Annotated in this window: 21 protein-coding genes and 1 pseudogene; 14 read left to right on the top strand and 8 right to left on the bottom strand. The window is 45.6% G+C overall.

What is annotated here, in order from left to right:
• A complete protein-coding gene (locus VSQ32_01685) occupies positions 1-2,226 on the top strand; it encodes a beta-propeller domain-containing protein (GenBank protein ID MEH2941594.1) in 2,226 nt (741 codons plus the stop codon).
• A gap of 147 nt (positions 2,227-2,373) precedes the next feature.
• Here VSQ32_01685 and VSQ32_01690 read toward each other — a convergent pair whose 3' ends face one another.
• Positions 2,374-3,174 (bottom strand): histidinol-phosphatase HisJ family protein, encoded by an 801-nt coding sequence (locus VSQ32_01690; protein ID MEH2941595.1) that lies wholly within the window; start codon positions 3,172-3,174, stop codon positions 2,374-2,376.
• 247 nt (positions 3,175-3,421) lie between these two features.
• Between VSQ32_01690 and gap the strand changes: the two genes are divergently transcribed.
• The 6 genes from gap to VSQ32_01720 all read left to right on the top strand — a co-directional run bounded on the left by gap (position 3,422) and on the right by VSQ32_01720 (position 11,317).
• Positions 3,422-4,438 (top strand): type I glyceraldehyde-3-phosphate dehydrogenase, encoded by a 1,017-nt coding sequence (gap, locus tag VSQ32_01695; protein ID MEH2941596.1) that lies wholly within the window; start codon positions 3,422-3,424, stop codon positions 4,436-4,438.
• Positions 4,439-4,639: 201 nt separating this feature from the next.
• Positions 4,640-5,848: a phosphoglycerate kinase gene (locus VSQ32_01700; protein ID MEH2941597.1), complete on the top strand. Its 1,209-nt coding sequence runs from the start codon at positions 4,640-4,642 to the stop codon at positions 5,846-5,848.
• A gap of 51 nt (positions 5,849-5,899) precedes the next feature.
• Complete coding sequence (tpiA, locus tag VSQ32_01705; GenBank protein MEH2941598.1) at positions 5,900-6,652, top strand: triose-phosphate isomerase; 753 nt, start codon at positions 5,900-5,902, stop codon at positions 6,650-6,652.
• Positions 6,653-7,319: 667 nt separating this feature from the next.
• Positions 7,320-8,081: a DeoR/GlpR family DNA-binding transcription regulator gene (locus VSQ32_01710; protein ID MEH2941599.1), complete on the top strand. Its 762-nt coding sequence runs from the start codon at positions 7,320-7,322 to the stop codon at positions 8,079-8,081.
• Between the two features lie 96 nt (positions 8,082-8,177).
• The gene (locus VSQ32_01715) at positions 8,178-10,043 is read left to right on the top strand and encodes a PTS mannitol transporter subunit IICBA (GenBank protein ID MEH2941600.1); all 1,866 of its coding nucleotides are present in this window, start codon (positions 8,178-8,180) and stop codon (positions 10,041-10,043) included.
• A gap of 17 nt (positions 10,044-10,060) precedes the next feature.
• Positions 10,061-11,317, top strand: coding sequence for a zinc-binding dehydrogenase (locus VSQ32_01720; protein ID MEH2941601.1), 1,257 nt, complete (start codon positions 10,061-10,063; stop codon positions 11,315-11,317).
• Positions 11,318-11,991: 674 nt separating this feature from the next.
• Here the strand turns inward: VSQ32_01720 and VSQ32_01725 are convergent.
• From VSQ32_01725 to VSQ32_01735, 3 genes are all read right to left on the bottom strand, one after another.
• Complete coding sequence (locus tag VSQ32_01725; protein MEH2941602.1) at positions 11,992-13,038, bottom strand: fibronectin type III domain-containing protein; 1,047 nt, start codon at positions 13,036-13,038, stop codon at positions 11,992-11,994.
• Between the two features lie 192 nt (positions 13,039-13,230).
• On the bottom strand, positions 13,231-13,395 hold the full coding sequence (locus VSQ32_01730) for a CopG family transcriptional regulator (protein ID MEH2941603.1): 165 nt from the start codon (positions 13,393-13,395) through the stop codon (positions 13,231-13,233).
• 91 nt (positions 13,396-13,486) lie between these two features.
• Positions 13,487-13,642 carry a DUF6364 family protein gene (locus tag VSQ32_01735; protein MEH2941604.1) on the bottom strand — a complete coding sequence of 52 codons (156 nt, stop codon included), beginning with the start codon at positions 13,640-13,642 and terminating at the stop codon, positions 13,487-13,489.
• A gap of 111 nt (positions 13,643-13,753) precedes the next feature.
• Between VSQ32_01735 and VSQ32_01740 the strand changes: the two genes are divergently transcribed.
• On the top strand, positions 13,754-14,347 hold the full coding sequence (locus tag VSQ32_01740) for a hypothetical protein (protein MEH2941605.1): 594 nt from the start codon (positions 13,754-13,756) through the stop codon (positions 14,345-14,347).
• A gap of 688 nt (positions 14,348-15,035) precedes the next feature.
• Here VSQ32_01740 and VSQ32_01745 read toward each other — a convergent pair.
• The 4 genes and pseudogenes from VSQ32_01745 to VSQ32_01760 form a co-directional block, all read right to left on the bottom strand.
• Positions 15,036-15,545: pseudogene (locus tag VSQ32_01745) on the bottom strand (transposase).
• Between the two features lie 252 nt (positions 15,546-15,797).
• Positions 15,798-16,232, bottom strand: coding sequence for an ImmA/IrrE family metallo-endopeptidase (locus VSQ32_01750; protein ID MEH2941606.1), 435 nt, complete (start codon positions 16,230-16,232; stop codon positions 15,798-15,800).
• Positions 16,201-17,112 (bottom strand): helix-turn-helix transcriptional regulator, encoded by a 912-nt coding sequence (locus VSQ32_01755; protein ID MEH2941607.1) that lies wholly within the window; start codon positions 17,110-17,112, stop codon positions 16,201-16,203. Before VSQ32_01755 ends, VSQ32_01750 begins: the two co-directional genes overlap by 32 nt.
• 409 nt (positions 17,113-17,521) lie before the next feature.
• On the bottom strand, positions 17,522-19,291 hold the full coding sequence (locus VSQ32_01760) for a C-GCAxxG-C-C family (seleno)protein (GenBank protein MEH2941608.1): 1,770 nt from the start codon (positions 19,289-19,291) through the stop codon (positions 17,522-17,524).
• Between the two features lie 291 nt (positions 19,292-19,582).
• On the opposite strand from VSQ32_01760, the gene VSQ32_01765 reads away from it, so the two are divergent.
• The 6 genes from VSQ32_01765 to VSQ32_01790 all read left to right on the top strand — a co-directional run bounded on the left by VSQ32_01765 (position 19,583) and on the right by VSQ32_01790 (position 25,482).
• Positions 19,583-20,248, top strand: coding sequence for a response regulator transcription factor (locus tag VSQ32_01765; GenBank protein MEH2941609.1), 666 nt, complete (start codon positions 19,583-19,585; stop codon positions 20,246-20,248).
• Positions 20,236-21,414, top strand: coding sequence for a HAMP domain-containing sensor histidine kinase (locus VSQ32_01770; protein MEH2941610.1), 1,179 nt, complete (start codon positions 20,236-20,238; stop codon positions 21,412-21,414). The genes VSQ32_01765 and VSQ32_01770 overlap by 13 nt, the downstream gene beginning before the upstream one ends.
• A gap of 166 nt (positions 21,415-21,580) precedes the next feature.
• Entirely contained in the window at positions 21,581-22,468 is an 888-nt protein-coding gene (locus VSQ32_01775) for an ABC transporter ATP-binding protein (GenBank protein MEH2941611.1), read from the top strand.
• An 11-nt stretch (positions 22,469-22,479) separates the two neighbouring features.
• On the top strand, positions 22,480-23,724 hold the full coding sequence (locus tag VSQ32_01780; protein MEH2941612.1) for an ABC transporter permease: 1,245 nt from the start codon (positions 22,480-22,482) through the stop codon (positions 23,722-23,724).
• Complete coding sequence (locus VSQ32_01785; GenBank protein ID MEH2941613.1) at positions 23,696-24,319, top strand: hypothetical protein; 624 nt, start codon at positions 23,696-23,698, stop codon at positions 24,317-24,319. The genes VSQ32_01780 and VSQ32_01785 overlap by 29 nt, the downstream gene beginning before the upstream one ends.
• A 59-nt stretch (positions 24,320-24,378) precedes the next feature.
• Entirely contained in the window at positions 24,379-25,482 is a 1,104-nt protein-coding gene (locus tag VSQ32_01790) for a threonine-phosphate decarboxylase (protein ID MEH2941614.1), read from the top strand.
• The last annotated feature ends 8 nt before the right edge of the window (positions 25,483-25,490 follow it).

Genomic DNA, 25,490 nt, shown 5'->3' on the forward strand with positions numbered 1-25,490 from the left:
ATGGGCAGACAGGAGAATAAGGAGACATGGACAGAAGAAACCATAAGGGAATATCTGAGAAAATCTGCAGAGGCAGAGGAGATACCGGAAAGCCTGAAGCCGGACCGGATGGAAGCCTGGCTGAAGGAAAATACAGAAAAGAACAGGAGGGAAGCTATGGACAATAAGAGAAAAGAAGACAGCGGCAGGAAGAAAAGTTACCGCGGATGGTGGTGCGGCACAGCAGCAGTTGCAGCCTGCATGGCAATCGTTCTGTTTGCAGCAGGGCGTTCCATAGACCTGGACGGAGAATTTGATTCAGAAACAGCCTCCGAAAGGCCCCGGACAGAAGAAAAGAGCGGGAAAGAAACAACCTTTGAGAAAGTCACGGCAGACAAAGGAGAACTGACAGAGGGTACCACTTATCAGGAGCTGTATCAGGCTTTTTCAGAAGTGTGGGAAGAACAGGAATCCATGGAACTGGTGACAGACGAGAGAGCCATGGATACCGCCGGAGAGGAAAGCGCTGTTTTTTCAGAGGGAAAAGCGGCCGCGGAAGAAGAAGTGACGGAAGATGGGGCCGCAGATACCGGCGCTCAGGAGGATTCCGGTGAAAATATGTATGGGAAGACCAATCAGCAGGAAGCGGATGTGGAGGAAGCAGATATTATTAAAAATGACGGAAGATATCTCTATCAGGTGATTGCCCGGAATGGAAAATCCTCCGTTCAGATTGCAGACACGGAGGGCGGACTGAAAGAAACCGCGGAAGTGGGAAGTTTTGACAATGAAATCAGCAACATTTATGTGTGGAAAGACAGTCTGGTTGTGATTGAAACCGGATGGGTGAGCGAAGCTGTTTCAGAGCAGGACCAGGCAGACACTGACAGCAATTTTCTGGATACCATGAAACAGGCGGTGGCAAATCTGTTCAGCTCAGAGAAAGAGGAACCATACCGGGAAACATCCTACAGTAAAATCCATGTATATGATATCAAAGACCGGACGAAGCCGGAGGAATACCATACTTTTACCATAAAGGGGAACTACCGGGAATCCAGAATTTCAGACGGATATCTTTATTTTTTCACTCAATGCAATACTTACAGGCCCCGGCTGGAGCAGGATTACGGAGCCTACGTTCCTGAAGTGGACGGAAAGACCCTTTCCGCAGATAAAATTTATCTGCCGGAGGAGACAGATACCGCCTCTTATCTGGTTATGGCTTCCATTAATATGGAACAGCCGGATGCATTTACGGATACGGCCGCCGTTGTGACTGCTGCGGATAAATTTTATGTGAGCCGGAACAACATTTATATAACAGACCGGAAGTATGTGGAGTACGGTCAGCAGGGCCCCCAGAGCGACAGTACCAGAATCTACCGCTTTTCTTACCAGGACGGGAAGATGAAAAAGGAGGCGGAAGGCACGGTAAAAGGAACGCTGCGGGATGATATGGCCATGAATGAATATCAGGGTTACCTGCGGATGGTGACCACGGTGGAATCTCAGAATGTGCAGGAAATAAAGGATGACATTACCGGAGAAGTGCTGGGATATGACGGAATGGATGCGGCGACCACCAACAGCCTCTATGTGCTGGATGACAAACTGAATGTTGCCGGGAAAATTGAAAATCTGGCGAAAGATGAACTGGTCTATTCCGCCCGGTTTATGGGAGATACAGGATATTTTGTAACATTCCGGCAGACGGACCCTCTGTTTTCCGTGGATTTGTCCGACCCGAAACAGCCAAAGATTCTGGGTGAACTGAAAATCAGCGGATTTTCCGAATACCTGCATTTCTACGGGGAAAACCTTCTTCTGGGAATCGGTATGGAAGCAGATGAAAATACAGGAGTTACGGATGGGCTGAAGCTGTCCATGTTTGATATTTCCAATCCCTCTGATGTAAAGGAACAGTCCAGACTTCATCTGTCCGGTTATGATTATGCCCAGGCACTGTACGAATACAAAGCAGTTCTGATTGACACAGAGAAAAACATATTCGGATTCCAGGCAGAAGGTTACCGGGAAGAAGAAAAGAACAGCTATCTGCTGTATTCCTTTGAGAACGGAGCGTTTAAAGAGATTATGAATATTGACTGCAGCGACATGGATGTTTACTCCTGGAGGGTGCGGGGCACTTATATCGGAGACTGTTTTTATCTGATGTGCGGAAACGGAAGGATAGAAGGTTACAGTCTGACAGACGGAAGCAAAGTGACGGAACTGGTTCCGTGAACAGAATAAAGTGAGATGGTATACGCTGACGTGCCGGACTGCCAGGTGCCGGTGGCACCTGGCAACGGCCGGCAGAACGTGCAGAAGACCCTGCGCATAATTCCGGCAATTGAATCCGTACAGGACATTTTGTTTTACCATAAAGCGTTAAAGTTTGTAAAATTCAGGCTTCCGGTTCCGGAAAACCGTATAATATGCAAAGCCTGCCTGTTTTAACAGTTCAGGTACTTTTGAAAATTCGTATGCTACATCTGAAGGTTTGTGAGCATCCGCACCGATGGTGATAAGTTCTCCGCCCAGTTCCCGATAACGCCGCAGCACGCATTCTGCGGGGTTGGGATGGCCGAGCCCGTACCGGAAGCCGGCGGTGTTGATCTCAATTCCTTTGCCTTTTTCAACCAGAGTGCGCAGGATTTCGTCCAGCACATCGGAGAACTTGTCATAGCAGTAGTACCGGTTTTTATTGGGGCCGTACCGTACCACGTAATCAATGTGCCCATATACGTCAAAGCAGTCGAATACAGCCAGATTTTCCAGAATGGATTCAAAATATTCCCGGTAGGCCTCATCCTCCGTTTTACCCGTGTAATATTCCGGATAGTAAGGGTCCTGGCCGTGAACCACATGGGAAGAGCCAATGACAAAATCAAAGGGATGTTCCTCAATAATTCCGGGAAGAACGTCCTTAAGATGGGGCTGCAGTCCGATTTCGATTCCCGTACAGACGGGGAATTTATTCAGAAATTCTGCCTGAACTGCCTGCATTTCCTTAAAATATGCGGGAATGTCCAGCATGAAACGTTCAGGAGAACTGTCATAGCCGATATCCAGGTGGTCCGTAAAGCAGATTCCGTCCACGCCGGCCTTCATGGAAGCACGAACCATCTCGTGAGTGTCCGCCTGGCTGTCAGTGGAAAAATGTGTGTGCATGTGTGTATCCCAAAGCATGAAAAACCTCCTTGCCATGTTTGTTAATCTTTTAACAGAATAATAGTCTACATTTTCAGGATTGTCAAAATGGAAATGAATTTTTTTGACGAAAATGAGAAAGTGTACAAATAAAATTTTATTGCGAAAACAGGTGAACAAAGTTGAAAAAGCCCTTGAATTTTTCCTGGATATTAGTTAAAATATAAGCAAGTTGGGTATTATATCCAAGCAAAAACAAATTCATTCAAAATTAGGAGGAATTATCATGTCAGTAAGAGTAGCAATCAATGGTTTCGGACGTATCGGCCGTCTTGCATTCAGACAGATGTTTGGTGCAGAGGGATACGAAGTAGTAGCAATCAACGATTTAACAAGTCCCAAAATGTTGGCTCACCTGTTAAAGTATGATTCATCTCAGGGCAAATATGCATTGGCAGACAAGGTTACTGCCGGTGAAGATTCCATTACTGTTGATGGAAAAGAAATCAAGATCTACGCTTTCCCGGATGCAAATAACTGCCCATGGGGAGACTTAAAGGTAGACGTTGTTCTGGAGTGTTCCGGATTCTACACCTCCAAAGACAAAGCACAGGCTCACATCAACGCAGGCGCTCGTAAAGTTGTTATCTCTGCTCCGGCAGGAAACGACCTTCCTACAATTGTTTTCAATACAAACCATGAGACATTAAAAGCAGAAGATACTATCATTTCCGCAGCATCCTGTACCACAAACTGTCTGGCACCGATGGCTGACGCTCTGAACAAATATGCAGCAATCCAGTCCGGTATTATGTGTACCATCCACGCTTACACAGGCGACCAGATGACTCTGGACGGACCGCAGAGAAAAGGCGATCTGAGAAGATCCCGTGCAGCTGCAGTTAATATCGTTCCTAACAGCACAGGCGCTGCAAAAGCAATCGGCCTTGTTATTCCGGAATTAAACGGAAAATTAATCGGTTCCGCACAGCGTGTTCCGACTCCTACAGGTTCCACCACTATCCTGACAGCAGTTGTTAAGGGCAATGATGTAACTGTAGACGGAATCAATGCAGCTATGAAAGCAGCAGCAAACGAGTCCTTCGGATACAACGAAGATGAAATCGTATCCAGCGATATCGTAGGAATGAGATTCGGCTCCTTATTTGACGCTACACAGACCATGGTTTCCAAAGTTTCCGATGATTTATTTGAAGTACAGGTTGTTTCCTGGTATGACAACGAGAACAGCTACACAAGCCAGATGGTTCGTACAATCAAATATTTCAGTGAATTAGCATAATAGAAATAATTACTGCAGAGGACAGGCCGCCTTTTTCAGGGACAGGCTGTGCAGAATGCAGATAAGGCTCAGAAAGGGTCCGGTCTTTTAAGGACCGGGCCTTTTTTCTCTTACAGGAAATTCTTTCGGATTTCCTGTAAGAGAAAAACAATTATGCGCACTCGTGCAATAAGATAATAACGAATCAGGAGGAATTTGATTATGTCTTTAAATAAAGTATCCGTAGATGATATCAATGTAAAGGGCAAACGTGTTCTTTGCAGATGCGATTTTAACGTACCTTTAAAAGAGGGAAAAATTACGGACGAGAACCGTCTGGTAGCAGCCCTTCCCACCATTAAGAAACTGATTGCCGACGGCGGCAAAGTAATTCTCTGCTCTCATCTGGGCAAGCCCAAGGGAGAGCCGAAGCCGGAACTTTCACTGGCGCCGGTGGCAAAAAGGCTTTCTGAATTACTGGGACAGGAAGTGAAATTTGCAGCAGATCCTGAAGTAGTAGGGCCCAATGCAAAAGCAGCCGTAGAGGCTATGAAGGACGGGGAAGTTATTTTACTGGAGAACACCCGTTACCGTGCAGAGGAGACCAAAAACGGAGAAGCATTCTCCAAAGACCTGGCTTCCCTTTGCGATATTTTTGTAAATGATGCATTCGGAACCGCACACAGAGCACACTGTTCCAACGTAGGTGTTTCCGAACTGGTTGAGACAGCAGCAGTTGGTTACTTAATGCAGAAGGAAATTGATTTCCTCGGAAATGCAGTGGAGAATCCCGTAAGACCGTTCGTTGCAATTCTGGGCGGCGCAAAAGTAGCAGACAAGCTGAATGTTATTTCCAATCTGCTGGAAAAATGCGATACTCTGATTATCGGCGGCGGAATGGCTTATACTTTCTTAAAAGCACAGGGCTATGAAATCGGTAAATCTCTGGTAGACGATACAAAGGTAGACTACTGTAAAGAAATGATTGCCAAAGCAGAAAAACTTGGCAAAAAATTATTACTGCCGGTTGACTCCGCAACCATTGAAGAATTCCCGAATCCCATTGACGCACCGGTAGATGTGGTAATGTGTGATGCGGAAAATATGCCTGCAGACCGGGAAGGCTGCGACATCGGACCGAAGACATCAGCTATGTTTGCAGACGCGGTAAAATCTGCAAAAACAGTTGTATGGAACGGGCCTATGGGCGTATTTGAAAACCCAACACTGGCAGAAGGTACTATTGCAGTGGCAAAGGCTCTGGCAGAGACAGACGCAACCACCATCATCGGCGGCGGCGATTCTGCAGCAGCAGTAAACCAGCTGGGATTTGGCGATAAGATGAGCCATATTTCCACCGGAGGCGGAGCTTCTCTGGAATTCCTGGAAGGCAAAGAGCTTCCCGGCGTGGCAGCAGCAACTAATAAATAGGCCCAAAAGCAACTTCTATCATGTATCAGATAAAAGAAAGAGGATAAGATTATGGCAAGAAAGAAAATTATTGCAGGAAACTGGAAAATGAATAAAACTCCGAGTGAAGCAGTGGCTCTGGTAAATGAACTGAAACCGCTGGTGGCAAATGATGATGTGGACGTGGTATTCTGCGTACCGACTATCGACATTATCCCTGCAATGGAAGCAGCAAAAGGCTCCAATATCAATATTGGCGCTGAGAATATGTACTATGAGGAAAGCGGCGCATATACCGGAGAAATCGCTCCCAATATGCTGACAGACGCCGGTGTAAAATATGTGGTTATCGGCCATTCTGAAAGAAGAGAATATTTTGCAGAGACAGACGAAACCGTAAATAAAAAAGTGCTGAAAGCATTTGAACACGGAATTACTCCGATTATCTGCTGCGGAGAATCCTTAACCCAGAGAAAACAGGGCATTTACATTGACTGGATTCGTATGCAGATTAAGATTGCATTCCAGAACGTAACTGCAGAGCAGGCAAAAGGCGCAGTGATTGCATATGAGCCAATCTGGGCAATCGGAACCGGTGAGACAGCTACTTCCGATCAGGCAGAAGAAGTGTGTGCGGCAATCCGTGCATGTATCAAAGAGGTATATGACGAAGCAACTGCAGAAGCAATCCGGATTCAGTACGGCGGTTCTGTAAATGCAGGAAACGCAGCAGAACTGTTCTCCAAACCGGACATTGACGGCGGACTGGTTGGAGGAGCTTCTCTGAAAGCTGATTTTGGTAAAATTGTCTGCTATAATAAATAAAATATTTCGCTGGTAACAGGAACATAAAAAAGAATTTCGTTTTACTCCCTTCCGGTTATGGAATATCCATAACCGGAAGGGAGTTTTATCTTACAGGAAAGACCTTGTCACGCTAAAGTGTGAAAGTGTCTTCCTATAAGATAAAACCATTATGCGCACTCGCACAGGAGGAAAATATTGCTTTGCAATTGTGCCCGGCGCAGCAAACCGTCCAGGTCCCTCATGATTGAGGGATTCAGGGAGCCCTGCGGACCTGTCCGCTTTGTTCTGATTCACTGTCTCTGTTTTCCTTTTCGCTCCATCCGGCAGTCTGCAATCCTGAAAGTAATCTTGCAACTTCTGTCAGATTCATTTCCTGTCACATCCCTTTCTGCTTCATGAAGACTGAGCCGATACAGATATTTGAAATTGCATAACTTTTGAAACAAAATAATTTATTTTGAAAACTTTTAAAATAAAAGTTGACAAACCAAGAAAAGGTTGTTATTATAACAATATAAACTTTCGTATCAACAATGAAGAAACAAAAAACTTTTGGTACAAAAGAAAGTGATTCACGTATGATATCGCGAAGCAATTATGGTATAATGGAAGGAGCAGATGCTTATGAAGTGAAAGAACGGAACCATGGCTGCCATCCGGCTGTGGATTCCCAGGAGGTATGAGAATGGATGCAATGGAACAGCGCAGGAATGCAATTGTAGATTTGATAAATCAGAGCGGAAATATCAGTTTTGCACAATTGAAGAAACGATTTCCGCAGATATCTGAAATGACACTGCGCACAGATTTAAAAGCTCTTGATGAAGCAAAGCGGATTGTCCGTGTGCACGGAGGTGCAAAATCCGTAGACGTTGTAGTGGGAACAGACGATATGTTAAGCCGGAGGCTGGTGCGCAACATTGAGGCAAAGCAGTTGATTGCCGGGAAAGCACTGGAACTGATTCGGAAAGATACCACAATTTTTCTGGATTCCGGAAGTACCACCACAGCGCTGGCGTCCTGTATGATGGACCAGTCGAACCTGATATATACCAGTTCCCTGACCTGTGCGGCGGAACTTTCCCGGCTGAAAAACCCTGCGGTACATGTGCTGGGAGGAACCATGAACCGGTACAGTATGAGCGTATGCGGAATTCATACGATACAGGAAATACAGAGAATCAATTTTGAACAGGTATTTATGGGTGTAACCGGCTACTGTGAACAGACAGGATTTACCTGCGGCGTGGACGAAGAAGCAGTTCTGAAAAGGACTGTTATGGACCGGGCCGGACAGAAAATTATCCTGATGGATTCATCCAAAACAGAGGTGAAAAGTACATATTCCATCTGCGGGCTGGAGGATGTGGATCTTATTATTTCCGACGGCGGCCTTTCAGAAGAATTTCAGAAAGAATGCAGGAATTATAAGATACCGGTCATCTGATGCACAAAAGGCGATTCTTTTATCCGGGATTCCGTATCCACATACGGGACAGTTATTTTGCAGTCAGGAGCAAATCAAGGTCAAAGGAGATAATTTATGAAAAACGGAGTTCAGCGTTTTGGTAAATTTCTCTCAGCAATGATTATGCCCAATATAGGCGCGTTGATTGCGTTTGGTTTTCTGGCGGCGTTTTTTAACGACAAAGGCTGGATACCGCATGAGGGATTTGCCACCATTTTTTCAGCTATTTTAGTTTATTTAATTCCAATCTTAATCGCTTCCACAGGTGGAAAACTTATTGGAGGCGAACGGGGCAGCGTAGTGGCTGCAATCGCGGTGGTGGGAGCCATAATGAGCGATCCGGACACCACAATGCTGATGGCGGCCATGATTATGGGGCCTCTGGCAGGATTTTGCATCAAAAAATTTGACAAAGCCATGGAAGGGCGTATGCCGGCAGGCTTTGAAATGCTGATTAACAACTTTTCCGTTGGAATTCTGGGAATGCTGCTGGCCATGTTCGGATTTCTTGCAGTAGGGCCTTTTATGAATGTGATTCTTGGGATTTTGTCCGCAGGAGTGACATTCCTGGTGGAACACAGTGTTCTTCCGCTGATTGCGGTTTTTATCGAGCCGGCGAAGGTACTGTTTCTGAACAATGCACTGAATCATGGAATTTTCACACCCATTGCCACTGCTCAGGCGGCAGAGACCGGAAAATCCATTATGTACATGCTGGAAGCAAATCCCGGCCCCGGCCTTGGCGTACTGCTGGCTTACATGTTTTTCTGTAAAGATAAGGAAACCAGGCAGTCTGCCCCCGGTGCGGTGATTATCCATCTGTTAGGCGGTATCCATGAAATTTATTTCCCCTATATTCTGATGAACCCCCTGGTGATTGTGGGGCCCATTCTGGGCAATATGGCGGCGATTTTCTGGTTCAATCTGACAGACTGCGGACTGGTGGGGCCCGCTTCTCCAGGTTCCATTATCGCATACCTGATGATGACGCCTGGAAACAGAATGGTTCAGGTGATTGTAGGCGTACTGATTGCCACTGTGATTTCTTTCCTGGTTTCTTCTGCCATCATCCGCATGTCCAAAGGCAAAAGCCTGGAGGAGGCACAGGAAGAACTGGCCAGCCGGAAAGCGGAAGCAAAAGGAACCGCTCAGACTCCGGCGTCCATTACAGCAGAAGGTGTGAAAAAAGTAGTATTTGCCTGCGACGCAGGTATGGGTTCTTCCGCTATGGGGGCAACGAAGTTCCGAAATCGTATTAAGGCCCAGCGGCCGGATCTGACGGTAATCAATACGTCTGTGGATACCATTCCGCCGGACTGCGACATTGCAGTGGTGCAGATTACGCTGGTGGAACGGGCAAGGAAATCCGTGCCCAACGCCCAGATGGTGACCATCAACAATTTCCTGGCTGACCCGGCGCTGGACACTCTGTATGCACAGCTGACAGCGGAAGGTGGAACAAAACAGGAAGATAGCGCACCTGAACAGCCGAAGGAAGAAAACACTCCGGCGTCATCCGGAACAGGAATTCTGGTCAGGGACGGAATCAGGCTGAACCTGAAATCTGTTTCCAAAGAAGAGGCCATTCAGGCGGCAGGAGAACTTCTGGTGAAGCTGGGGTATGTGGATTCTTCTTACATTGATGCCATGCAGGAGAGGGAGAAAATAGTGACCACCTATATGGGCCTTGGCGTGGCTATTCCCCATGGAACTTCTCAGGCCAAAGGGACTGTGAAAAAGACGGGTATCGTGGTTCTGCAGTATCCGGAGGGCGTTGTGTTCGGAGAAGAGAAAGCACAGCTTGTATTCGGTATCGCAGGTGTAGGCGACGAGCATCTGGAACTGCTGGGAAAAATCTGCGGAATGCTGGAAAATGAAGCAGTTCTGGAAGAATTTAAGACAACGAATCAGATTGACTGGGTATTGGAAAAATTAAATTAAAATCAGGAGGAAATAAAATGAAAGCAAGAGGCGTCAGACTTTACGGAGCAAATGATATCAGACTGGAAGAATTTGAACTTCCCGAAATAAAAGAAGATGAAATTCTGGTAAAAGTAGTAAGCGACAGTATCTGCATGTCTACCTGGAAAATGGTGCAGGCAGGAAAGGAACACAAACGGGTGCCGGAGAATGTGGCGGAACATCCGGTTATTATCGGCCATGAATTTACCGGAGATATTGTAAAAGTAGGCGAGAAATGGAAAAATCAGTTTCACGAAGGGAAAAAATTTGCCCAGCAGCCGGCCATTCCCGGACAGATGGAATCACCGGGATACTCCTATGAATTTTTCGGCGGCGCCACAACCTACTGCATTTTTCCCAACGATGTAATCGAAAAGGGATGTATCTGGGAATACGACGGAGACAGCTACTTTGAGGCTTCCCTTGCAGAACCCATGAGCTGCTGTATCGGCGGATATCACAGCAACTACCACAATGAACATCTTTCCTATGAACATAAAATGGGTACCCTGGCCGGAGGAAACATTCTGATTCTGGGCGGCTGCGGCCCCATGGGACTGGGAGCAGTGAGCTATGGCCTTACCTTTGAAAACAAGCCGAAGCGTATTGTGGTGACAGATATCAATGATGAGAAAATTGCCAGAGCAAAAGAAGTGGTTCCGGAAGCAGAAGCCAGAGAAAAGGGCGTGGAACTTCATTACATCAATACTGCAAATATGGAAGACCCTGTTGCAGAGCTTCGCGCCATCACAGAAGGCGTGGGATACAGCGATGTATTCGTCTATGCTCCGGTACAGAGTATCGCAGAGATGGGTAACCGTCTGCTGTCTGTGGATGGCTGCATGAATTTCTTTGCAGGGCCTACGGATACACAGTTTTCCGCAAGCATGAATCTCTATGACTGTCATTATGCCAGAACCAAGATTATGGGTTCCACAGGGGGCAATACCAATGACATGAAGGAGGCCATTGAAAAATCAGCCAAAGGCCTGATTAATTCGGCAGTTATGGTCACACATGTAGGCGGCATGGATTCCATTGCGGAGACGACGAAGAATCTGCCCGCTATCCCCGGCGGAAAAAAACTGGCCTATACCCAGTTTGACATGCCCATGACAGCCATTGAAGATTTCGGAAAACTGGGAGAAAAAGACCCCTTCTTTAAAGAACTGGATGAATGCTGTAAGAGAAATAAGGGGCTCTGGTCAAAAGAAGCGGAAGAGATGCTGTTTGAGCATTTCGGAGTAAAATGAACAGGAATCTGAATTTTTCAGGTTGCACCTGATATAAAATAATAAGGCGTTTGCCCCGATTTACAGGGGTGAACGCCTTATTGACAGGAAAGCTCTTTAAATGTTCTGTCAGCCGAACCGGTTTAATAGTCGTTGTTTCATTCCATTTATAAGGTATCAGATTTTTTTGGGAAATTCTTGAATAATTTGTGATGGTATGTTATATTATAAACATAAGAGATGCTACCGATAGACGGTTAGCCCGACATGTAGCAAAATAACCGCTTAGTTTGTCAGACTGGGGGCGGTTATTTTTGTGTTTTATGGTTATCTTTGCTTCCGATGGCGTATCCGAGACTGAAGCAAGCCACGCATAATCCAAGTACAGAAATCAATCCTTCAATCGTCAACATCCACTTAGCCCTCCTTTTCCGAATTCCCTTTCAGGTTTTTATGTAATCAGAGGGTCACAGTCCCTCTGCAGAGGGCTAACCGCCTACCATCCTGGTAGCACCTGACATAATTTTACCATATCATAAAATGCTTATCAATGTAAATCGACATTTCCTTTCAGCAGTTGTTTTGCTGTATTATCTACCCCTCTGAATTTGAATATTATAGTAACGGGAATATCGAAAAAGGAGGGTTTGTATTTTACAGGGAATCCCTGTAAAGATTTTGTCGGCCGAACCGGTTTACTTCCTGATTTTGCCAGTGGATTTTACATTGCTCCACGGGCCATACAGGGTTTCTTTGCCGGATTTTTTATAGCTGCGGAGCCTTACATAATATTTTTTGCCTGTTTTCAGCTTTGTGAAAGTATAGGAGGTTTTGGACAGGGTTTTGGATTTCATATTCTTTTTGAATTTTTTGTCCGTGGCAACCTGTACCTGATATCCGGAGGCCATTTTATCCTTTGTCCATTTTACGGTCAGTTTTCTGCCTGCCGCTGCCTTTGCTGATTTCACGGACTGCTTCTTCGGGCTTACCTTAACCGTCACTTTTTTGGATATGGTTCCTGCCTGGATGGTTATGGAGGCAGTTCCGGTATTTTTGATGGTTACCTTTCCGGTGTTTCTGTCTACCGCGGCAATCTTCGGTTTGGAGCTTGTAAAGGTCAGACTGCTGTTAGATGTGGCGTTGATTTTGAAAGGCTTTGCACTATACACAACCTTGTACAGAGTCTTTGTACAGGTAATGGTGGGAGCAGACTGGTCGTTGGTATTGGGCTGGTCGTCTGCACCAGGCTGCTCATTTGAGCCAGGCTGTCCGCCTGTACCGGAGGGATCTGGTGGGCTGGTAATGGTAAAATGTACGGTTTTACTGCCAGTGTACCGGTTCTGGCCTTCAGCGGCTGTCACCGTTACCGTAGCGGTTCCCACATTGATATGGTTGCTGTAGGAGACGGTATAATCGGTACCAGGTGTCAGTACGGCCTCTCCGGATGTGACTGTGACTGCCGGGGTTTTTGGAGTTCCGTCATAAACGTAGCTGTCCTGTTCCAGAGTTACGGTGGCTGTGAAGAGTTCTGTTGGGGTGTTATCATCGCCCTGGGAAGGTTCGCTGCCAATCAGGCGGAAAGTAATACCATATTTATTTGCATAGGTCTCTGCGGCGGAACCGCTTATGCCATAGATGACAAGGTTCTTACTGCAGTTTCCAAAAGCAAAGCCACCAATAGTTATTATGGCATGGCTTTTGTCTATATCCGATAATCTCTGTAAGTCTCTGTTTATGGGCAATTCCGGCATTTTCCCCTTTCAATACTCTCCGTCAAAAACTGTAAATTTACGGAAAAAGGTGTCAGAAATTGTGTCAGGGAATCCTGTCAACCCCTTTACCCGATGACGGTTGCGGGGAAACCGGGGGTTTACTGGATGAAGTTCATATGCCGGGAATCCCAAGAATGGAAAAAGGGATGTTCCAAATGCATTTTATTGGAACATCCCTTGATTACTATTTTTTTCTTTTAAATATTCCTTTAATACAAGATTAACGTATTGTGAAAATGACCTGTCGTCCTGTTCCGCTAACTTTTTAATCTCATTTATAATTTCCTCATCAAGTGTGATACTTACTTTTATTTTAAGAGGTTTCATATTACTACTCCTTTTTAATATAATATATCACCCTATAGCTTTTTATATTGTTTCATCGCCTAAAGTAGTGTTAAGTAGTATTATTGATAATTTATTCCTGTTTATTATTCTTATCTCTTAAAAACTCTTTCAAGACAAGATTAATGTATTGTGAAAGCGACCTGTCGTCCTGTTCTGCTAACTTTTTAATCTCATTTATAATTTCCTCATCAAGCGTAATGCTTACTTTTATTTTAAGAGGTTTCATGTTATCACTCCTTTTTTACAATATATCATTTCATATCATTTCATATTGACTTATCGCTTTAAGTAGTATAAAGTAGTATTATTCATCTAATTTAGAAATGAGGTATATATTATGGAAAAAAACAAAACCCGGAAACTGTTGTATGAAGGGCTAAATCATGACGAAATCGAATTGTTGGAGTGGTACCATGAAAATCCATTGTCTGTGTATATTGAAATCGCTTTAATAATAATGGCCGACATTGAGATAATTACGGAGGAACAGCGCAGAGAATATAAGGCACGGGTGGAGGAGAATGCGGGCAAATTGAAGGAACTTCTGCTGAAAAAGGAAGATGGCGCCATAACGAATAAGGACGGACTGAAAAACTTTCTGTTTGACATTATGAATAAGTATAATGGGATGTTTGCAGACATATCTCTGGATGATGAAACGGACACGATTTTTGTGAATACGGTAGACGGTGGGCGGTTCATTGTCACTGTCAGCCCCGTGACTGCGGACGAAGCCCTCCTGGAGCTGTGGGCGAAGAAGAACCCGGAACGGATGTCCCTTGCGCTCGGCGTACTGAATATGCGGGATTTAGGAGCATTTACGAAAGAAGAAGCAAATGAGTATCTTTCCGTCATTCTTGAAAATGCGGATAATTCCGTAACCGAAGATTTGAAGTCCGGATTAGGGACGGACGGAAATAATAAACATTAATTAATATAAGGAAAAGAGGGAGCCGGTATAACCGCCGGTTCTTTTTTTATCTTATAGAAAATACTATGTCACGCTAACGCGTAAAAGTATCTTCCTATGAGATAAAAAATAATATGCGTAGGGTCTTCTACACTCCGTTTCGGTCGTTGCCACTCAGGTGCCACTGGCACCTGGCAACCCAGCGAAGCGAGGGTACTCGCACAGGAGGAAAATATTGTTTCGCAATTGTGCTTAAACGCGATACGTTCAGCATACTGCGTATGCTCTGACGCACCACAAATGGCGCAACAAATCGTCCAGATCCCTCATGATTTTCGCCTGTTGTTCCTGTTATCCAAATAGGCAAGCAATGCAATCAGGAAGTTATCGCCCAAAAATAGCAGGCTTAAAATTTCATATGTATTTTCCATCTGCACCACCTTGTAACACGAATGTTCCCAAGTCAGATTATAGCACTAAAGTTATCCGGCGATCTGTTTTTCCAGCCCAGCCGGACACAAAAAAGCCAATGAGCCTGTGGGCCCCTTTGCTGAATGGCACTTGCAAAGCAAGTGGGGGGTACAGAGCAGATTCCCGGCAGAAATGACCCTGGCATGGAAAAGGGATGTTCCAAATGCACTTTATTGGAATATCCCCTGGTTATAATTTTTTTCCTGCCCTCCGTCAATATCCTTAGACAGTGATATTTTTACAGGTATTCCGTCAGACGTTCCCCATACAGGAACGTCAGCTGGTTCAGAACCTGGTCCCAGTTGCGGTATCTCTGCGTCCATTTTTTTGTTACATTCCGGCTTGCCAAAAACAGCATTTTCTCTAACGATGTATCGCTGGGGAATACGCTCTTTGTCCTGGTTACTTTCCGGTATTGGCGGTTCAGCCCTTCTATGATGTTCATGGTGTACATGATACGGCAGATGTCATCCGGAAACTGGAAGAAGTGGCTGACGTCTTCCCGATTGTTTTCCCAGATGCTGATGGCGTAAAGGTATTTTCTCCCCCATGTCTCTTTTATATTCTCCAGTTCTGACAGGGCTGTTGCCTCATTTGGGGTATTGCAGACTGCCTTGAAATCGGAGGCGAATTTCTTCAGGTCTTTGTAACGGACATATTTGAATGAGTTGCGCAGCATGTGGATGACGCATCTCTGTATCTGTGCTTTGGGGAATACCGCCTGTATGGTCTCCTTAAATCCCGGCAGCGTTTGTTATCAGTCTGCACATCCCCTTTGAGGTTCTTTTCATATCCGAAGATGGTAGTTCCTGCAGGATGTTCTTAAAACTGTTCCTGAGGAGGGCATAGACATCAGCTACGCTATTTAGGTTGTTTTCTGAGATAATATGTCGAATTTGTTCCTTTGCTACTGGTATAAAAACACTCCTTTTCGATAAGAATTTCCATATCCTGATTCTTACCGGAAAGGAGCCATTTATTTCCAAAAACACAAACTTATTTACACTACCTCTGAGAATCTGATTTGATTCTCTATGAATTTATTAAAATCAGAAACGTATTTAATTTCATTCATATCTATTCTTGAAAACATTTGTGGCATTATTTCTTTGGCAAATAAATTTGCTTCAAGTTCAGTGATACTTTCGGTATCAGTATCAAATAATTCAAATGCGTTAAGATTTCTATGTAATATATAGTGCCCAAGTTCATGTGCACATATGATTTTTTGTGAATATAAGTCGAGTTTCTTGTTGATGTAAATGGAGTCATCTAATATGAATCCTTTCAACTCATCTTTGAGTGAACATATATTAATGTTTATTTTTAATACCTTAGCAAGGTAAAATGGATTATTGTTAGTTGATAAATTAAGTAATTTATGGGCTTCCCTTTTTAAAAAATTATATCGTTCTTCTGTTAATATCTCCCTCATTCTTCTCTCCTAAATTTGTACTGCGGCTTTTTGCAATATTTGCCATTTGAATAATTGATTCATCGGATAAATTTTTAATGCCGTTAAATGCAGCTATCTGATGCATTTCTAAATATTTTCTGGCTTCGTTTGGGTCAGTAAAAAATTCTTTTGCCAATTCGGTGTTTTCATGTCTGTTACCTGCAGTAGAATCATTTGAAATATTATCGAAATTATCTATCTCTTTTGTGGTTTTAATATCATTTGTTCTGTTTATGGTACTAAAAGTAAGATTTTTCTTTTGTGGTTTGGTCTTGAGAGTAATATTTTTGTTGCTATCTCTTTTTATTACTTTATCAAAGCTGTTAATATCTGAACTTAAAATGTCAAAAATTAATTTTTCAAATTTATCAGTAATATTTGAGCGGCAAAATGCTTTTATAGAATCCTTACTTACTGATTTCATAATATTGCTATCACTAAGATAGTCTATCATTTTTTGCCATTCATCTTCTGAGCGAGAAATGTATAAAAGCATTTCCTTTACAATTTCATAAAAATTTTTGTGTATTACCATGGCATTAAATATGTCCATCATAGAATATTCAGTTTTTTTATCAATAGTAAGTGAAAATGCGTTTATAGAATATAGAGCTTCTGTCGAGATTTTTAATTCTTTTGAAATACTTGTAAACATTTCTTTTTCCCATCCCATTAAATAAGCAGGAGTAGTATTTAATATTTTTGCAAGCGGTTCCAGGACAGTAATGGGAAAATTTTCTATATTGTTATTTTCATATCTATATATTGTGGCACGATTTTTTCCAAGACGAGAAGCAACTTCATCTACAGACAATCCCAGTTCAGTTCTTCGCTGTTTTATTCGTTCTCCTATATTCATTGCAGCACCTCCATTGTCAATTATATGATACCATATTATTCGCAAATATGCAACAAAATAATTATAAAAAATAAAATATTCGCATGTGATTCGAAAAAAATATTGACATGCAAAAAATAAAATGATAATATAAAGGTAGTTGCATAATATGCAAAAAATAAATGACAACAAAAAAAGATAGTTGCATAATAAGCGACAAAAAATAAAAAAATTTTATTAAAATGTTGAAGTTGATAATTTATATTCAGGTAGTGAAGGGGGTATGGGTATGTTAGAATTTTTAACATCTTTTTTAGTTACTGTCATGGGCGGAGTGGCTTGCCACTACATAGTCAAATGGTTGGATGAGAAGGATAATAACAGATAGATTTAGCCCCCGGATAGCTATCCGGGGGGGGAGAGAAAGGAATTATAGGGAATATGACGCAGTATCCTCCTCCTGCTGTTTCCGGAACAGCTCAAAAAATTCTTCCTCCGGCATGGGTTTTGCATAGTAATATCCCTGTACCTGGTCACAGCCGATACTGCGCAGCAAATCCACCTGTTCCCTGGTTTCCACACCTTCCGCCAGCAGGCCCAGATCCAGTTTGTCAGCCATCATCACCACATGTTCCAGAATCAGCCTGCCCTTTTCCGATACCATCATATTTTCCATAAATTTCCGATCCAGTTTAATCACGTCGAAAGGAGTTTCCAGCAGAATATTCAGGGAGGAATAACCGCTGCCGAAATCATCCATCAGCAGCGTAAACCCTTCTTCTTTCAACTGCAGGGCTTTCAGGCTGACCTGCTGATCATCGGCAGTTTCCGTAATTTCCAGTTCCAGCAGGTTCCTTGAGATGCCGCTGTCTCTTATCAGCTCATCCAGAAAACGAATACATGCGTCGTCCTTAAGATGAACTCTGGACACGTTGACGGAAATGGGACAGGGAGTAAGGCCCTGCTGATCGCATTTTTGGATAAATCGACACGCCCTGGACCAGATATAGTAATCCACGTTTCGGATAAAACCATTTTCCTCTATAATGGGTATGAACTGATCCGGATAAATCATGCCCCGCTCCGGATGACGCCACCGCACCAGAGCTTCCGCTCCGATAATTTTATTTCGGGTTATACTGTATTTGGGCTGGAGATACATCATAAACTGGTGTTCCGTAATGGCGTTCTGCATGTTTTCTTCAATGAATTTCCGGTTGTACAGGGAATCTTTAAACTGTTCTTCGTAGAATAAAATATTGGTCAGTACATTGCGTTTTGCGGCCTTCCGGGCCATTGCCGCCCGGTCTTCCATCTGCCGCAGTTCCATGCTCCGGTCTTCCACCATGTATATGCCGTAAGACATCTGGATTTTTACATCTTTAAAAGCAACGGTCTGCACGCTGAGCCGGTGAATCAGCGACGTCAGTTCTTCTTTCCGGTCGTATTCCGTCACAATCATAAAAACGTCGCTGCGGAGATTAATAAAAAACTGCTCCTGACTGCAGACGTTACTGAGCTGTTCGCGAATGAAATCCAGCATTTCATCTCCGAATTTTTCGCCGTACAAATCGTTGACAATTTTGAATTTGCGGATATCAAACTGGATAAAAGCAATGTCTTTTGCGGAAGAAAACAGGAGCTGGCTGACATTTCTGCGGAACCGCTGGAGCTTGCCGATATTTTTCAGTACGCCCCGCATAACATTGTTTTCCGGGATGTCTTCCAGACGGATGCTGCTCTCTGCTGCGTCTTTCAGAAAATCTTCCAGCATGTCTTCCAGAATCTCAATACTGGTGTCAAGAGCCTGGGGGCATTTTGCCAGAATCAGCCCTTCTTTGCGGATGGCTGCCATTTCTTCCGGCACGGAAATATCTTTGCCCAGAATATCCCGGCAGTTTACAGCGCCCTCCATCCGCTCTGTAAAAAGCCGTATGAATTCTTCCGTTTTTTTATTGCCGTAAAGTTCCAGTTCCCTGTCCTGGGAATCGTAAAATCCCAGAGCCATGCCCAGTACCAGCAGAGAAGCGGTAATACAGCCGCAGATTCCGCCCTGGCGCATACCGCCTCCGAAACAGGTGCTGATTTTAAATGCAGTTTTTAAATCCAGGCCAAAGTCCCCGGCAAATGCTCCGAATAATGCCTGAGAACAGTGATATTGCTGGTGCAGAAGCTGTTCTGCTTTCTCTTTGTGTGTCATAGGATACCTCTTGTCCGGCAGGGCCGGTGCATGAAATTTTCTGTGATTTTTCGCTGTGTTTCCTGTTTGTGAGTATATCACATTTGGACGGTAAAGTCCATGGAATACCCGCCAATGCTGATAAAACCGTAACAGTCACTTGCCATTTCACCGGGATACAGGTATAATCGTACATAGCGAAAACAAAGGAGATTTGAAGTTTCCATTATGGAAAATATGAAACAGGCCGGGATTCTGTTTGGAAAATAACCGCCTGATTTTAAAGCAGCACAGGGCGGAAAGGAGCGGGACATGAAGAAAATACTTGCTGTGGACGATGAAGAGGACATCCGCAAACTGCTGAAAGAATACCTGGAAATGGAAGGGTATCTGGTTTACACGGCCAGAAACGGTATGGAAGCCATGGAAAAACTGAAACATCAGCCGGATTTGATTATTATGGACGTAAATATGCCGGATATGGACGGCTATACGGTCTGTGAAAAAATCCGGGATTATGTGGACTGTCCCATTCTGTTTCTCACAGCCCGAACGGAAGAACAGGACAGGGTCAGCGGATTTAAGGCAGGGGGCGACGACTATATTGTCAAGCCTTTCGGCATGGACGAAATGCTGGCCAGAGTGGAAGCACATCTGCGCCGGGAAGAACGAAGGCAGCAGAACAGCAATATCTATATGAAGGGAGACCTTACGGTGGATTTTTCCGGGCGTCAGGTGCTGGTGGACGGAGCGGACGCGGGGCTGACCAAAACAGAATTTGCCATTGTGGAACTGCTGCTTACTCACAGCGGCCAGGTATTTGAAAAAGAGCAGATTTATGAGCATGTCCGGGGATTTGACGGAGAGGCGGACGCCGCTATTATTGCAGAACATGTGCGCAGAATCCGTCAGAAAACAGACCGGAACACGAAGCATATTGAGACAGTCTGGGGTGTGGGCTATAAATGGATTGGTTAGAGGAAAAGACAGGACAGTTCCTGAAATTTATGCAGGAGAAATCTCTGGTTCGCTCTCTGGTGTGGTATCTCTGTATCGGTATGACAGGCGTTGGAACCCTGTACTGGATTACCCGGAACCTGTGCCTGGCCTGGCTGGATGTACTGGGCAGGCGCATGATGGACGGACTGGGTGGCCAGCAGTATCAGGGACATGAAATTATGATGCGGGGGCCGCTTTTAAAGACGGCCATACAGCTTTTTTACAACAACTGTCTGTATCTCTATCTTGTAATCTGTTTTGTGATTGTGGGGAGGTTTTTTCTGGAAACGAAAATCAAACCGGGAATTACAGCCATTACCCAGGGCCTGAATTACATCAACCTGGGGGATTACAGCCATGAAATGACCTGGCGTAGCCAGGACGAGATGGGGCTCCTCTGCCAGGAAGTGGAGCAGATTCGGAAAACACTGCTTAAGAATAAGAAAAACCAGTGGAAACAGCAGGAGGAACAGCGGAAAATCAATGCGGCCTTTGCCCATGATATCCGCACGCCCCTGACTGTGATTCGGGGCTATACGGAATTTCTGCAGAAATATGTGCCAGAAGGCAGAGTTACGGAGGAGATGCTGCTGGAAAAACTGAATACCATGCATGAGCAGCAGGAGCGGCTGCTGCGGTTTTCCACCACCATGACTACCATTCAGAATATGGAAAAATGGGAGCCGGACGGACACTGGTACCATGTTTCGGAACTGACAGAACAGATGGAGGCAGCTCTGGAAGGGCTTCGCAGCCAAACCGGGAAGGAAATCAGCCTGCATGTAAGTATTCCGGAGCAGGAGCTGTTTCTGGATAAAAATCTGCTGATGGAAGTGTTTGAAAATCTTCTTAGCAATGGGCTGCGCTATGCCGGAAAAGCGGTTCAGGTGGAAGTGGCCATGCAGGAACAGGAATTTACGGTGTTTGTAAGGGATGACGGGCCGGGATTTTCAGAAAAAGCATTGCGAAGAGGAATGGAAACGTATTTCAGTGAAGAGGAAAACAGCCGGGAGCATTTCGGAATCGGCCTGTCCATCTGCCGGATGCTCTGTGAGAACCATGGCGGGAGCCTTTCTCTCCAAAACAGCGTAAATCAGGGAGCCATTGCGGCAGCTACCCTGACGGCAGGGGTGAAAAACAGGTAAAACTCCGGCAAAAGTTCATGGCTGATGCCAGGAATGGCGTATCGTAATTCAGGTCATTGCCTGGAATTATAATTTTATAGGAAATTTGTAGATAAATTCTTTTTATACTGTTCTTCAGATTCGGAGCACAGGCTGACAGCTTTGAAGCAGAAAGAGAGGAAGGAATATGGATACCAGAATAGAAATCAGGAATTTATCGAAAAATTTCGGAAGAAAGCAGGCTTTAAAACAGGTGAATCTGGAAATCGGGCCGGGGATGTTCGGCCTTCTGGGCCCCAACGGAGCCGGTAAAACCACGTTGATGAAGGTGCTGACCACTCTGACCAGAAAGAGCGGCGGAGACGTATTGCTGTGCGGGATTCCCGTGGAACAGTGCGGCCGGGTGAGGGAAATCATCGGTTATCTGCCCCAGGATTTTTCCATGTACGGCAATATGGGAGCTTACGAAGGGCTGGACTATCTGGCAGTGCTGTCGGGCATGAGTAAAAAGGAGCGAGCAAAAAAAGTGCCGGAAATGCTGGAAAAAGTAAATCTGGGAGACCAGCATAAGACAAAAATAAGAGCCATGTCCGGCGGCATGAAGCGGCGCCTCGGCATTGCCCAGGCAATCATTCACGACCCGAAAATCATTGTGGTGGATGAACCCACCGCCGGACTGGACCCGGAGGAACGGGTGCGGTTTCGGAATCTGCTCTGTGAAATTGCAAGAGACAGAACTGTGATTCTCTCCACCCATATTGTGGGGGACATTGAGGCTACCTGTGAGAATATTGCAGTACTGAATCATGGGGAAATTCTGTTCCGTGGAACTGTGTCCGGGCTGCTGGAAGGAGTGAGGGGCAAAGTTTACACCATGGAAGTGTCCACCATGGAGCTGCCTCTGGTAAAGGAGCAGTTTCTGGTAACCGGAATTCTCACCAGCGGAAGTGCTGCCACTGTTAAAATCATTGCGGAGGAATCTCCCGTGAAAGGAGCTGTTGCGGCCAGCCCCGATGTGGAGGACGCCTATATGTATCTGATGAACCATGCTTCTGCCGGTCGCGGCAGAGAATAGGAGGTGGGAGCATGTTCGGAACTTTATTTTTAAAAGAATGCAGGCAGATATTAAAGAGCATGGTCTACTATCTTTATGTGGTGCTCTTTGTCATGTTCCTTTCCAGTCAGATGGGCGAAGTGATTACGGAGCGGCTGGAACGACCGGAACCGGGCCAGGAAAGTTACGGTACGGTCAACAGCCATGAAGAATCGGCAGTGATGGAAAAAATCCTGGCAGGACTTATGATGGAGACAGAGCGCAATACCTACGCTACCTACCCCATGGGATTTTACCGGGGCGTTACCCTGAATGACACAGAGCGGAATGAGATAATTTCCATTCTTGAAGAGTGCACCGGAAAAAGTCTGGAAGAACTGGAGCGGGAAGAGCAGGAGCACTATGAAAAATATGATTCCTCCACCATGGAAGGGGCCATACAGGCTCAGACGGGATGTTCCGTTGTACCCAGGGAGTCGCTGACGTATGAAGAATTCTGTGAACATATGGAGCGGGTCTGTGAGATTATCGGCGCCGGAAGTTCTTACAGCAGAGAGGAGCTGGAAGCAGGCGTGGGAGTTCCCATGACCTATGAACAGGCAGTGGAAGAATTTGAAGCCCTCTGTGAGAAAGACAGGGTAACCGGAGCTACCGCAAGGCTGTTCTGTGATTATGCGGGGATTATTCTTGCGGTTCTGCCCATTTTTCTGGGAGTAACCCGCTGTCTCCGGGATAAGCGGGCGCAGGTAAATCAGGTGGTGTATGCCCGCAGAGCTTCTGTAGTTCAGATTGTGGGAAGCCGCTATCTGGCCAATGTGTGCATGGCGTTTCTGCCGGTGCTGATTACCATATTCGTCATGCAGATGCCCTATCAGTACCATGCAAAAACCATGGGCGTTACGCCGGACACACTGGCCTTTCTGAAATACAGCGTAATCTGGCTTTTGCCGGAAATTATGACAGTGCTGGCTTTATCTTTTCTTATAACGGAGTTTACGGAAAATGTGATTTCCATTTTTGTCCAGGTATTCTGGGCCATTGGCAGTCTGTTTGCGTCCGCCACACTGGCGGGAAATTTCGGTTTTCATCTGATTGTGCGCTGGAACGCTCTGGGCGATACCGGTGAATTCTGGAGCCAGCGGCAGGAATTGTTCCTGAATCGGGGATATTATTTTATACTGGCCGTACTGCTGCTGTGTCTGACTTTTGTAATTTATGAGAAGAAACGCAGGGAAGGAGAGACTGTTTATGGAAAAATATTTAAGCGCGGGAAATAGTTTCATCCGCAGGCAGTATGGGCCCCATCTGCTGGTTACCCTGCTGTTCTGCTGTATGTCAGGATTTTTCGTGAGTTTTCGGAATCTGGATGAACAGCAGGCGGCAAAGGTAATGGAAATGTATGCGGCCTTTACGGGTATCCTTCTGCTGACGCCTCTGTTTATGCCGGAGCAGAACCGGGAAATCTGGCTGCTGGAAAAATCCAGGGCCACGCCTCTCTGGAAGCTGTATCTGGTACGGTTACTGGAAGCCCTTACGGTTCTGGCCCTGGTGGTGACGGTATTTTTATGGCTGATGAAGGAGGGAAACAGCCAGTTTGCCATGGGCAGGCTGTGGCAGGGTTCTTTTTGTGAAATCTGTTTTCTGGGCGCCGTTGGATTTTTTGTCAGCGGGGTTACCAACCAGGTGGTACTGGGCTACATGGCGGCGGTGGTATATTTTTTTGTGAACATCGGTGCGTCGAAATACCTGGGAAAGCTGGCTTTGTTCCAGATGATGAAAGGGGAATATGATTTTATGTTTCCCATGGCTCTGGCGGCGCTGCTTCTGACAGGGGGAGGGATTCTGCTGCGGGAGAGGTTCGGCTCCGTATAGCCGGACCGTATCAGGGGTTTGGATAAGTAAGGAAGGACAGGAGATTAAGGAGGAAGACAATGTACGAACACGGCGGAGACAGTTATCGCTATCCTGGTTTCACAGATTTTTCTGCGAACATCAACCTGCTGGGGGCGCCTCAGCGGGCAGTGGAACGGGCCAGAGAGGCTCTGGACGGGATTACCCGTTATCCTCAGGTGGGGTGCGGCAGGCTGCGGCAGGCCATTGCAGGACTGGAGCAGGTGAAACCTCAGGAAATCATCTGCGGGAATGGTGCGGCGGAGGTGATTTTTTCCCTTGCGCTGGCCTTAAAACCCAGGAAAGCGCTGGTGTTTGCGCCCACCTTTCAGGAATATGAGCAGGCCTTAAAAAGTGTGGACTGTCAGGTAATCCGGGAGTATCTGAAACCGGAGCAGGGATTCCGAATCACAGAGCATTCTCTGGCTCCGATAGATGATACGGTGGATATGGTGTTTGTCTGCAATCCCAATAATCCCACCGGGGTGCTGACGGAGCAGAATATGCTGGAGCGGCTGCTGGAGCGGTGTCGGCAGGCCGGGGCAGTCCTTGTGGTGGATGAATGTTTTCTGGACTTTGTATTGCCGGAGCAGGAAACGACCGGTGGTTCTTCCCGGCTTTTCCCAGGAGAAGACGGGGCTGGCTGTCAGGCGGATTCCATGAAGCCTTTTCTGAATAAATCTGAACATCTGTTTGTTGTGAAAGCCTTCACAAAGACCTTTGGAATGCCTGGGCTGCGCCTGGGCTATGGCCTTTGCGGCAATTCCGGAATACTGGAAAAGATGCGGGCAGTTACCCAGCCCTGGAACGTGTCGGTCCCGGCGCAGGAAGCAGGTATTGCGGCGGCCGGGGAGCAGGCATTTCTGGCTGAAACCAGGAAGGCTGTGGCGAGGGAAAAAGCCTTTCTGCTGGAACAGCTTTCCGCATATGCTCCGGAACTCCTGCAAATATACGGTCACGAGGCAAATTTTATTTTTTTCCGAAGCAGAAAAGGACTGGACCAGGCGCTGGAAGCCCATGGTATCCGAATCCGTAACTGCAGTAATTTTCCGGGGCTGGAGGAGGGCTGGTACCGGATTGCGGTGCGCAGCAGAGAAGAGAACAGGATTCTGACAGAAGCATTGAGAAAGATACTGGTTCCGTGAACTATATG

The organism is Lachnospiraceae bacterium JLR.KK002, assembly GCA_036941025.1.
In the GTDB taxonomy this organism is placed as follows: Bacteria; Bacillota; Clostridia; order Lachnospirales; family Lachnospiraceae; genus Petralouisia.